Origin of the sequence: Luteitalea sp., assembly GCF_044337415.1 — a bacterium.
Taxonomy (GTDB): domain Bacteria; phylum Acidobacteriota; class Vicinamibacteria; order Vicinamibacterales; family Vicinamibacteraceae; genus Luteitalea.
The window spans coordinates 1-10,690 of sequence record NZ_JBIINP010000142.1 but is presented as its reverse complement, the minus strand read 5'-3'; the positions used below and the strand labels follow the sequence as shown (position 1 = coordinate 10,690).

8 protein-coding genes are annotated in these 10,690 nt (G+C 73.2%); 3 read left to right on the top strand and 5 right to left on the bottom strand.

Translation table 11 applies throughout. The features are described 5' to 3' along the window. Window positions 1-264, top strand: a 264-nt coding sequence (locus tag ACIRDX_RS16575; RefSeq protein ID WP_396626549.1) for a Smr/MutS family protein, incomplete at its 5' end; no start/stop codon positions are given. A gap of 84 nt (window positions 265-348) precedes the next feature. Here the strand turns inward: ACIRDX_RS16575 and ACIRDX_RS16570 are convergent. Both ACIRDX_RS16570 and ACIRDX_RS16565 read right to left on the bottom strand, forming a co-directional pair. Continuing rightward, window positions 349-1,953, bottom strand: a complete 1,605-nt coding sequence (locus tag ACIRDX_RS16570; protein WP_396626548.1) for a pyrroloquinoline quinone-dependent dehydrogenase — start codon at window positions 1,951-1,953, stop codon at window positions 349-351. Next, window positions 1,950-2,792 (bottom strand): c-type cytochrome, encoded by an 843-nt coding sequence (locus ACIRDX_RS16565; RefSeq protein ID WP_396626547.1) that lies wholly within the window; start codon window positions 2,790-2,792, stop codon window positions 1,950-1,952. Before ACIRDX_RS16565 ends, ACIRDX_RS16570 begins: the two co-directional genes overlap by 4 nt. Before the next feature lie 241 nt (window positions 2,793-3,033). On the opposite strand from ACIRDX_RS16565, the gene ACIRDX_RS16560 reads away from it, so the two are divergent. Continuing rightward, the gene (locus ACIRDX_RS16560) at window positions 3,034-5,196 is read left to right on the top strand and encodes a helicase-related protein (RefSeq protein ID WP_396626546.1); all 2,163 of its coding nucleotides are present in this window, start codon (window positions 3,034-3,036) and stop codon (window positions 5,194-5,196) included. Beyond that, window positions 5,193-8,426: an Eco57I restriction-modification methylase domain-containing protein gene (locus ACIRDX_RS16555; RefSeq protein ID WP_396626545.1), complete on the top strand. Its 3,234-nt coding sequence runs from the start codon at window positions 5,193-5,195 to the stop codon at window positions 8,424-8,426. The genes ACIRDX_RS16560 and ACIRDX_RS16555 overlap by 4 nt, the downstream gene beginning before the upstream one ends. A gap of 134 nt (window positions 8,427-8,560) precedes the next feature. Here the strand turns inward: ACIRDX_RS16555 and ACIRDX_RS16550 are convergent, their stop codons facing one another. Genes ACIRDX_RS16550 through ACIRDX_RS16540 form a run of 3 tightly spaced genes read right to left on the bottom strand, consistent with a single transcriptional unit; the run spans window position 8,561 to window position 10,603 of the window. After that, window positions 8,561-8,842 carry a DUF1634 domain-containing protein gene (locus tag ACIRDX_RS16550; protein WP_396626544.1) on the bottom strand — a complete coding sequence of 94 codons (282 nt, stop codon included), beginning with the start codon at window positions 8,840-8,842 and terminating at the stop codon, window positions 8,561-8,563. Beyond that, on the bottom strand, window positions 8,839-9,657 hold the full coding sequence (locus ACIRDX_RS16545) for a sulfite exporter TauE/SafE family protein (RefSeq protein WP_396626543.1): 819 nt from the start codon (window positions 9,655-9,657) through the stop codon (window positions 8,839-8,841). Before ACIRDX_RS16545 ends, ACIRDX_RS16550 begins: the two co-directional genes overlap by 4 nt. Window positions 9,658-9,664: 7 nt before the next feature. Beyond that, window positions 9,665-10,603, bottom strand: coding sequence for a ketopantoate reductase family protein (locus ACIRDX_RS16540; RefSeq protein ID WP_396626542.1), 939 nt, complete (start codon window positions 10,601-10,603; stop codon window positions 9,665-9,667). Window positions 10,604-10,690: the final 87 nt, after the last annotated feature.

Below are 10,690 nucleotides of genomic sequence, written 5' to 3'. Positions count from 1 at the left end.
ATGGACGAGCCGCATCGCGTTCCCATCGAGCCGGAGTTCGATCTGCATCCGTTCGCGCCACGCGACATCCCCGACGTGGTCGATGCCTACCTGTGTGAAGCGCACGCCATGGGCATCCGCGAGGTGCGCCTCGTGCACGGGCGCGGCATCGGCGTGCAACGCGCCCGCGTGCAGCAGGTGCTGCGCGACCATCCGCTCGTGGCCTCCTGGCGCGACGACCCGCGCGCGCACCTCGGCGCGACGCTCGCGACATTGACCGGGTAGGGCGGCATGTCCTCATGCCGCCGCTGTCCCACGCACGACGCGATCAACGGGGTGGTGAACGCGTGGCGCCCCACCTCATCGAGGTCAGGGCAAGGCGAACGCGAACAGGCCCTGGCCGCAGGCGACGGCCACGTGCTGTCGCCCATCCACCTCGTAGGCGATGGGGTTGGCCGTGCACTGCCCACCCGTCTGGAAGTTCCAGAGCGCACGGCCCGTGGCGGCGTCGAGCGCGTAGACGTTGCCCTCGTTGGTGCTGCCGAACACGAGGCCCCCGCCGGTGGCCATCACGCCGGCCCAGAGGGGCGTGAGCAGCCGATGGTCCCAGCGCCGCTCGCCGGTGAGCACGTCGAGCGCGCGCACGGCGCCGTACGCGTCGCCCGGTTGCGCCACCACCTCTCCGCCACCCATGAACGGCTTGCCGGGCTCGTACGTCGCCTCGGCCTTGAAGTAGTACGAGCCCATCTCGCGAATCGGCACGAACACGAGTCCTCGCGTCGCATCGTAGGCCGGGCTGAACCAGTTGGTGGCGCCCTGCAGGCTCGGCCACACCAGCGTCCCCCTCGTCGAGGGCTCCGTGCCGGGGATCACCATCGGCCGGCCCTTCGCGTCGAGGCCGGTGGCCCAGGTCTGCTTCGCGTAGGGCGTCCCCTTGATGAACTCGCCGGTCGTGCGATCGAGCACGTAGTAGAAGCCGTTGCGGTTGGCCGTGACCACGAGCTTGCGGGCACGGCCCGCCACGTCGGCGTCCACGAGCATCGGGATCTGGTTGGCGTCCCAGTCGTGCGTGTCGTGCGGCGTGAACTGGAAGTGCCAGCGCAGGGTCCCTGTCGACGCGTCGAGCGCGACCATCGACCCGGTGTAGAGGTTGTCGCCGGGCCGGACGTCGCCGTTCCAGTCGGGCCCCGGATTGCCGATGCCCCAGTACAGAAGGTTCAGGGCCGGGTCGTAGCTCCCGGTGAGCCAGGTGGTGCCGCCGCCGGTCTTCCAGGCGTCGCCCTTCCAGGTGTCGTGACCGGGTTCCCCCGGACCGGGAATCGTGTGGAAGCGCCACAGGCGTGCGCCGGTCTTCGCGTCGTAGGCGTCGAGGAAGCCGCGGACACCGGCCTCGCCACCGCTCACGCCGACGATCACCTTGCCGTCGATCGCGAGCGGCGCCGCGGTAATCGAGTAGCCCAGGGCGTTGTCGGCCACCTGCACGGTCCAGCGCACGGCGCCAGACGCGGCATCGAGCGCCACGAGGCGCGCATCGAGCGTGCCGACGTACACGCGACCGTCGAGCAGGGCCACGCCACGGTTGGTGGGCCCGAACCCGATGATCTTGACGGTCTTCGGGATGGGCGGCTCGTACCGCCAGAGCGTGCGCCCGGTGCGCAGGTCGAGCGCTGCCACCCGACTACGCGTCTCGCTGACGTACATGACGCCGTCGGCGACCAGCGGCGTGGTCTGCAGCCCCGCCTCCTGGGCCTGGTACACCCAGGCCGGGCGCAGTCGGGCCACGTTGTCAGGCGTGATCTCTGCAAGCGGCGAGAACCGATGGCCGTCGTAGGTGCCAGAGTAGGTGAGCCACGACGCGGGTTCCTGCGACGAGGCTGCGATTCGCGACGCGGGCACCTGCGCGGTCGCGCCACTCGACAGGACCATCGTGGCGGCAAGCGACAGCAGCGCGACGCCGCACCCGCGGCCGCTCACTGGCGCCCCCGCCGCGTCATCAGGTACGACACCAGGTCGGCCAGCTGCGCGTCATCGAGCTGGCCACGATAGCTGGGCATGATGCTCGTGTCCTTCTCCACCGTGAGGTTCCGGAGGTCCGCCTTGCGGAACGAGTGCAGTCGGCCGGTGGCCTCCCGCACCTGGATGGTGAAGGCGTCTTCGTTGACGCGGAGGCCCGTGACCTCGACGCCGGCGCGCGGCTGCACGCGCACCGGCACGTACGCCGCCGCCTCGTACGGTTCGTAGGCCACGGCTCGCACGGGATGGGCACGCCCCGGGTCGATCAACGACTCCCGCAGGAACGCCGCGCCGCGCACCAGGCCGACCTCCGAGAGATCGGGGCCGATGGTCGCGCCCTCGCCGTCGATCAGGTGACACGTGGCGCAGCCGGCCCGCCCGTACACCAGGCGCCCCCGCTCGGGGTCCCCGGGGAGGGCCTCGGCAGGCCGTCGCCCGAGCGCACGCACGTGCGCAGCCACCTGCCGCACCTCGAGCTCCGACAGGCTCCAGAACGACAACATCGCCGTACCGGGCACGCCCTCCATGAGGATGGCAATGACACCGGCCTCGTCGGCGGCTCGCCGCAGCTTCGCGCGCGCGAGCGGAGGGCCGGAACCTCCCGAACCATCGAGTCCGTGGCATCGCCCGCAGTAGGCCTCGTACACCTTCGCGCCACTGGCGAGATCGGCCGCCGTCGGCGTTGCGAGAGGAGCCGGCGGCTGCGCGCGCAGGTCGACGAGTGAAGTCGTCGCCATGAGCAGCACGGCTCCCGCAAGCACGCGGGAGCGGCGGCCCCACAGCGGTGTGATGTCTGGCACGCGCGGATTCTACGTCAGGTCGCGCGCTGTCTCGGCTCGGTGACGACACCACGTCATGACTCCGTGGGCCGCGCTGGGCCTCCGACGTTCGGCATTCCCTGCATTCCCGGCATCGCGGCATTCCCCTTGCACTGTCCCCTGCCACCACCAGACCGCTGGCCGCTGATTTCCTCGGGATTTCACGCGACCGCGCGCTGGTGATGGCAGCGGGTGCGATCCACGCACTCGCGGGAGGTGGCAGATGCTGCACACACGCGTGGCGTGCCGGGCACGCACGTGGGACGTGCTCGACGTGCGTCGCGACGAGGACGTGACCTGGTGGTGGCTCCGGCAGGACCGCGATGCCCCACGACTCCTCGCGGCCCCACCCGACATCGTCACGCCGCTGGCCGCCGACGCGCGTCGCGTGTCGAGGCGCGCGTGGCTGCGCGCGATGCTCGCGCGCCTGCGAGCCGAGGTGCCCTCGTGGTGGCCCGCCACGGCCGCACGGTTGCCTATCGATGAGCTGCCGTGGCAGTGCGTGGCGGCGATGCTCGTGCTGTCGGGCCGCCATCGACGCGTGCTCGTCGCCGATCCGGTCGGCATGGGCAAGACGGTACAGGCGGCACTGTTGCTGCGCGAAGTGCACGACCGCGACCCCGAAGCCTGCTCCCTCGTGGTGGCGCCGGCCGGCCTCGTGCCGCAGTGGGCACGCGAGCTCCGCCACCGCGCCGGTCTCGACGCCACCGTGATCGACGCCGCGCGCCTGCGCATCGAAGCCCTGATGCCTGCGCGCCTGGTCGACGAGTCGCGCCGTGGCGCCTGCTGGCTCGTGTCGATCGACCTGCTCCGCCAGGCCGACGTCACGCCGCTCTTCACGCGCCTCGCCTGGACGCTCACCGTGGTGGACGAAGCCCATGCGGCGGCACCCGCGACCGCGCGACTCGAGGCCGTACGCGCCATCGCCGACTCGAGTGCCCGCGTCCTGCTGCTGACGGGCACGCCCACCGCCGGCGGCGTCGCCGGGTTGCAGGCGCTGCGCGCGATCGGCGCACGCCATCACGAGCCGCCGATGCCGATCCTCCGTCGCGAGCCGGCACGCCCGGGTCCCGCACGCCGATCCTGCGTGCTCCACGTCCGGCTCGACCGCCAGCACGCCGCGCTCTGCGCGCGGCTCGACGCCTTCGCCGCCTGCGCCCGCGCCGATCGCGGCGGCGTGGGCCTCCTGCCAGCGCTCGTTCTTCGCCGACGGGCGGCCTCGTGCCCCGACGCGATCGCGCGCTCGCTCGAGCGTCGACTCACGACACTCGACGCGAGTGCCGCTCACGGTGGGCCGCACCAGCCAGCCCTGTTCGACGACATCGAGGACCGCGACGAGGCGTGGCTGCGCCTGCCTGCGTGGCGCGACGAGGCCGCCGAACGTCGTGAACTCGAGGAGTTGCTGGCACTCGCGCGACGCCTGTCGCCGCACGGACGCAAGCTCGCCGCCGTGGCACGCCTGCTCCGTCGCGGACGCGAGCCCGCCCTCGTCTTCACGGCCTATGTCGACACGGCCCGCGCGCTGCGCGATCGGCTCGAGGGCGTGCGCCTCGCCCTGGTACACGGGCGCCTGCCAGACGCCCTGCGTGCGCAGGCGATCGATGCGTTCACCACGGGCGACGCCGACGTGCTGATCACCACGGACGCGAGCGCCGAGGGACTGAACCTCCAGGCGCGATGCCGGCTGGTGGTGCACGCCGACCTGCCGGTGTCGCCCCGCCTCCTCGCGCAACGCACCGGACGGGTCGATCGCCTGGGCCAGCACCGGCGCGTGCACGAGGTGCTGCTCGCGAGCCAGGCCACCGAGGACGTGGAGATGCTCGCGCGCCTCGAGACGGGCACGGCCGAGGACGCCGCATGGCTCGAGGGCCCCGGGGCCGACCGCGAGCACAGACGCACGCGAATCGCACAGGCCTGCTGGGTGCACACGGACGACACGCCGGTCACGTCGCGCACAGGGCCGAGGCGCCTGACATGCGCGCTCACGCCGGCCCGGTGGCGACGGCTACGCGCACGGTGGCAACTGCCGGCCAGCGCCGCGGGCCTGCAGGTGGCGCGGCTCACCGTGTCGGGCACGACGCCCCTGGCGACAACGCACCTGTCCGCGGCGGTCGCAACACCGCGGGACGGCACGCCAGCGGGCGACGCGATCGAGCGCCTGCTGGCTCACCGCCTTCGCCGGGAGCGGGCGCGGGCGCGGCGCCTCGACGCGTGGCAGGAGCAGGCAGAGGCACATGCGAGCCGCGAGCGGGCGCGCACCACCAGCCACGGCCTGTTCGCGCAACACGACGACACGCGCGCGCCGACGTGGCGCACGGAGCCGGCGCTCACCGTGCGCATGGTCGGCACACTCGCCATGCGGGGGTCGGAGGCCCCGTCGCGATGAGCGCGCCATGGCTCACCGGCGGGCGGGTAGCGCCATCGGTCCTCGAGCGACGCCTCGCCGGACTGGTGTTGCATGAGGCCCGCGAGGCTGCCGCCACCCGCGCCCTGCGGCGCTGCGAACGCACGTGGCGTGCCGCGGCCGAGACGCTCGGGCCCGCGAGCGGTGCGTCGGCAGTCTGGGAGTGGCTGCTGCGGCCGCTCGCCGAGGAACTCGACTGGAGCCCCGGGCCGGTGGCGGCAGACATGCTGGCTGGCGTACCCGTTCGCGTCGCCACGGGACGCCTCGGTCGCGATGCGCAATGGCTGGTCGCCACGCCGTGGGGCATGTCGCTCGACGGGTGCCAGCGCGCCGCCACGAAGCGCGCGGCGACGCACGGGCACCAATGGGTCGGCCTGTGCAACGGCGTGCAGTGGCGCTGGTACGACACCACGCGTCCCTACACGCGCGACCACATCTCCCTCGATCTCACCCACGGCGTCGCCGATGGCCGCGTCTGGCAGGCCCTCTGGCAGTTGGGGCAGCCCACGTCGCCTCAGCCCTCATCGGCGCACGCGGGAGCCTGGCTCGACAGGCTTGCCGCCGAGAGCGCCGTCGCGCATGCGGGTGCCGCGGGCGCGCTGCGGGAGGAAGTGTCGGGCGTGATGGCCACGCTCGCGCGCGTCGCACGCGGCGGGCACGACACGCATGTCGCCCAGGTGTTCCAGTGGCTGTTCCTGCTGTGCGCCGAGGCGCGCGCCCTGGTGCCGGCCTGGCACCCGGCCTACGCCCGCAGCTACAGCCTGGCGTCCCTCGCGCGGGCGCCAGGACGCACGGCATCGCCCCTCGGCATGCACGCAAGCGTCGTGGCGGTCAGCGATCTGGGCCGACACGGAGGTCGCCTCGGGTCCCTGCGCGTGCAGGCCCTCAACGGGGCGCTGTTCGAGCCTCGCCTCGAGGGGCGCGGCGGCCGCACGCTGCCCGATGCGGTGGTCGGCGGCATGCTGTCGCAGCTTGCCGCGGCAGGATCCGCCGCGGGCACGCCCGTCGACCTCGCCACGCTCGACGTGGAGCACCTCGGCGCGCTGTACGAGCACCTGATGGCGCCAGGCGCCGCGCACGGTCCGTGGCTCCTGCGCAAGCGCACCGGCGCCTTCTACACGCCCCGCACGATGGCGGATCAGTTGGTGGCCCGCACCCTCGACCCGCTCGTCGCCGAGGCGGGCGCCGACGACATCCTCGCCCTCCGCATCATCGACCCGGCCATGGGCAGTGGCGCGCTGCTCGCGAGCACGCTGCGTTACCTCGTGCGCGCCGTCGAGGCCGCGTGGGTGCGCGAGGGCCGCGGCGGCCCGCTCGACGTGCCCCGCGAGGAACGCGACACCCTGCCCCGACGCATCGCCGAGCAGTGCCTGTACGGCATCGACGTCAACGCCCGCGCCGTGCAGGTGGCGCGCCTGTCGCTCTGGCTGCTCTCGCTCGCACCCGATCGTCCGCTCACCTGGCTCGACGCGCACCTGCGGACGGGCGACAGCCTGGTCGGCGTGTCGCCCGACAGGCTGCTGGCGCGACCGCCCGTACGCGCCCCAGGCTCGCGCTGGCCACGTACCGACGGCCAGCTGACGCTCTTCGACCTGCAGCACTGGCACCACGAAGCGGCCGTGCTCGGCCACCGCTTGCGCGCGATCACGGAGAGCCCCTCCGACACGGCCGGCGACGTGCGCCTCAAGGCGCGGCGATTCGCCGACCTGCGCGCCGGCGAGGCGCTCACGCGCTGGCGGCTGCGCGCCGACGCGTGGTGCGGCGCCGCCATGGATCCGGAGCCCGCGTCCGCCGCCACCTGGCGAATCGTGGACGATGACCTCCGCGCCGGACGGACGACACGGCCGGGTCCGGCCAGCCAGGCAAGGGATCGCTGGCTCGCCGCGGCCGACGCGCGCGGCTGCACCCACTTCGCCCTCGAGTTTCCCGACGTGTTCGACGATGGGCGGGGGGGCTTCGATGCGGTGATCGCCAACCCGCCGTGGGAGATGCTGCGGGGCGATCTCGGGTCGGGCGACGACCGCGCGGCGCACCGCAGCGACGTCGCGCACATGCAGCGCTTCGTGCAGCGGAGCGGCATCTACCGCGAGGCCGCCGGCCACGTGAACCTCTACCAGTTGTTCGCCGAGCGCATGCTGCAGGTGCTGCGCCCTGGCGGACGCCTCGGCTGCCTGCTCCCCGGCAGCGTGCTGGCCGATGCCGGAGCCGCCGGCCTCCGCCGGCACCTGTTCGACCACGCCGCCATCGATCGCCTCGCCATCGTCGAGAACCGCGACGGGACGTTCCCGATCCATCGGTCGATGCGGATCGTGGTGCTGACGGGCACGGCCGGTGACCGCACCGAGTCCGTGCTGGTGGAGTCGGCGCATCCGCCGGAGCGCGCCCCGCGCGAGGGCGGCACGACGCGCGTCCGGCGTGAGCCGCCTCGCGTCGGCGCGCACCTGCTGTCGCGCGATCTCTTGCGCGCGACGAGCGGCCAGGCCGAGGCGATCCCGCACCTGCGCACGGCGGCCGACCTGGCGGTGCTGGCGCACCTGGTGCGGTGGCCGCGGCTCGGCGATCCGCCGTGGGCGCTGCGCTTCGGCCGGGAGCTGAACGCGACAGACGATCGGCACCTGCTGTCGAGCGACGGCGACGGCGAGATCGTGGTGGTCGACGGCAAGCACCTGCGGCCGTTCACGGTGTGCCCACCCGCGGAGGCCTCGCGCGCGTCGGCCGATGCGCTCCTCGGCGCACTACCGACGCGGCCCTGGGAGCGCTGGCGCCTCGCCTACCGCGACGTGTCGTCGCCGACCAACACGCGCTCGCTGATCGCGGCGCTGCTGCCGCCGTGGCACGTCTCGACGCACACGGTGACGTGCCTGCGCGACCCGTTGCCGCTGGTCCAGCAGCTCTACCTGTGCGGCATGCTCAACAGCCTGGTGGCCGACTGGTTCGTCCGCAGGTACCTCGGCGCGCATGTCACGTCGAGGCTGATCGCGCGCGTGCCGGTGCCCCAGCCACCCGCCGCGCACCCGGACCGGCGCGGCCTCGTGCGACTCACGGCGCGGCTCGCGCGCAGTCCATCCGATGCCGCAGCCGATGCGGCGCTGCAGGGCCTCGCGGTGCGGCTGTACGGTCTGTCGCGCGAGGCGGTGGACGCCGTGGTGTCGGACTTCCCGCGCCTGCCGGAGCCGACCGCCCGCCGCATGCGTGAGGCGGCGGGTGAGTAATGCTGCGATGCTGCGATGCCGGGAATGCGGCGATGTGGCACCCGCGGCTACGGGGATCGGCCTCGGCGCAGCGCCACACGAAGAGCGACACCCGATCCCCGATCCCCGACTCCCGACTCCCGACTCCCGTCCCGTCACACGCGCATTGCCTGCCAGATGGTCACGGCGAGCACGGCCAGCACGGCGCCCGCGCTGATGGCGAAGAACCAGTCGCGCTGGCGCACGTACTCGGCGCACGAGAGCAGCACGCGCGCCATCGGCGTGGCCATCAGCACGATCAGCCCCGCCTGCAGCGCCAGGTTCGCGCCAGGCCCGGGTGCGACGAGCGTCCACGCCAGGCCGATGCCGAGCAGGGCGGTGGCCACGGTCACGCCGAGGCCGAGCGTGCGGGCGAGGGTCCGTTCGAACAGCGTCATGCGCGCACCAGCATCACGAGGGCGACGAACACGAGGACGAGACCGAGCAGCACCTTGAGACTCTTGGCCTTGGCCCGCTCGGAGATCCGGAACCCGATGCGCGTGCCGACCATCACGCCGAGCACCGAGGCGGCCGCGTAGGGGCCCGGGATGGCGCCGGCGGCGTAGTAGAGCGGGGCGGAGGCGGCGGCCGTGACGCCGATCATCAGCGAACTCGTCGTGGCCGCCACGCGCAGCGGCACGCCGCACCAGGCAGTGAGCGCGGGCACCTTGAGGATGCCGCCGCCGATGCCGAGCAACCCGGAGACGTTGCCCGCGATGAACGACACGAACAGCGCGATCGGCAGGCGCTTCACGCGGTAGCTGACCATCGTGTTCCGCTGCGGATGGTGGAACTGCCCGCCCAGCCAGCCGGTGTCGTCATCGCCCTCGGGGAGCGCGTTGCGCTTGTCCATCTGGCGGAACATCACGCCCGCGATCACCAGCGCCACGAGGCCGAACATGATGCGCAGCGCCCGCGGCGAGAGCGCCTGCGCGGTGAGGCCGCCCGCCAGCCCACCGAGCGTCGTGGCGATCTCGAGCACGATGCCGAGGCGGAAGTTGGCCGTGCCGTCGCCCACCTTCTGGGCCGACACCACGGTCGACGTCGCGATCACGGTCATCAGGCCGATGCCGGCCGCCTCCTGGAAGGGCAGCCCGTACAGCAGCGTGAGCGCGGGTACGAGGAACACGCCGCCGCCGAGGCCGAGCAGCGAGCCGACCAGACCGCCGAGCGCGCCGAGCAGCGCCACGCCGAGGATGCCGAGCAGCGTCACGGGCGGGTCACCGGGCGCCGCCCACCCAGGGCGTGAGCGTGGCCGCGAGCGTGGCCATGACGGGGGTGGGCACGCCGAGCCGCGCGCCGCGGCGCACGACGTCGCCAGCCAGGGCGTCGAGCTCGATGCGCTTGCCGGCCTGCAGGTCGATCAGCATCGACGATCGCGTGCGTGGCGGCAGGGCATCCATGTAGGCGCGCACACGATCGCCGATGTCGGCCGCCACGGCAATGCCCTCGGCGCGGGCCACCGCCTCGGTCTCGGCGCAGGCGGCCTCGAACGTGTGTCGCAACGCCGGCGTGGACCACACGACGCCGGCCGGCTGGCGGGCCGCGCCCGTCACCGCCGCGAACGGCGCGAGGTAGATGAACTTCTCCCACAGCGGCACGCGGGCGTCGGCCACCGGCTCCACCTGGATGTCGGCCAGCCGGAAGAGCTCGGCGAGCGCCTGCACCCGTGCCGACGGCTCCGCGCCTGGCGCCTCCACCTCGCCGAAGACAATCCGGCGATGCGTCCCGGTCTGCTCGATGAGGCCGGGCGCACGCAGCGCCGTGGCGATGTAGGTGGGACCGGCCAGCACGCGCCCGGGGCCGACGAGGGCCGCGACGCGCTCGGCGCTCGACACGCCGTTCTGCAGCGTCACCACCAGCGTGTGCTCGCCCATCAGCGGCGCCACCAGCGGCAGCGCCGTCTCATCGTCGTAGGTCTTGACCGCGTAGAGCACGACGTCGACCGGTCCGAGGTCGGCCGGGTCGGCGCTGACCTGCGGACGGACGACGAGGTCGCCGAGCGGACTCCAGATCCACAGGCCCCGCGCCCGGATGGCCTCGAGGTGCGCGCCGCGAGCCACCAGCGACACGTCGAACCCGGCATGCGCCAGCCGCGCCGCGTAGTACCCGCCCACCGCCCCCGCCCCCACCACCCCGAACCGCACGACCGCCGCCATTGCAGGCATGGTAATCCCTCATGCCTCATGCCTCATGCCTCATGCCTCATGCCTCATGCCTCATGCTTCATGCCTCATGCTTCATGC

What these genes read in the sequence shown, in the direction of transcription:
- ACIRDX_RS16560 (WP_396626546.1), top strand. Translation starts at nt 3,034, where the DNA reads ATGCTGCACACACGCGTGGCGTGCCGGGCACGCACGTGGGACGTGCTC.
- ACIRDX_RS16555 (WP_396626545.1), top strand. Translation starts at nt 5,193, where the DNA reads ATGAGCGCGCCATGGCTCACCGGCGGGCGGGTAGCGCCATCGGTCCTC.
- ACIRDX_RS16550 (WP_396626544.1), bottom strand. Translation starts at nt 8,842, where the DNA reads ATGACGCTGTTCGAACGGACCCTCGCCCGCACGCTCGGCCTCGGCGTG.
- ACIRDX_RS16540 (WP_396626542.1), bottom strand. Translation starts at nt 10,603, where the DNA reads ATGGCGGCGGTCGTGCGGTTCGGGGTGGTGGGGGCGGGGGCGGTGGGC.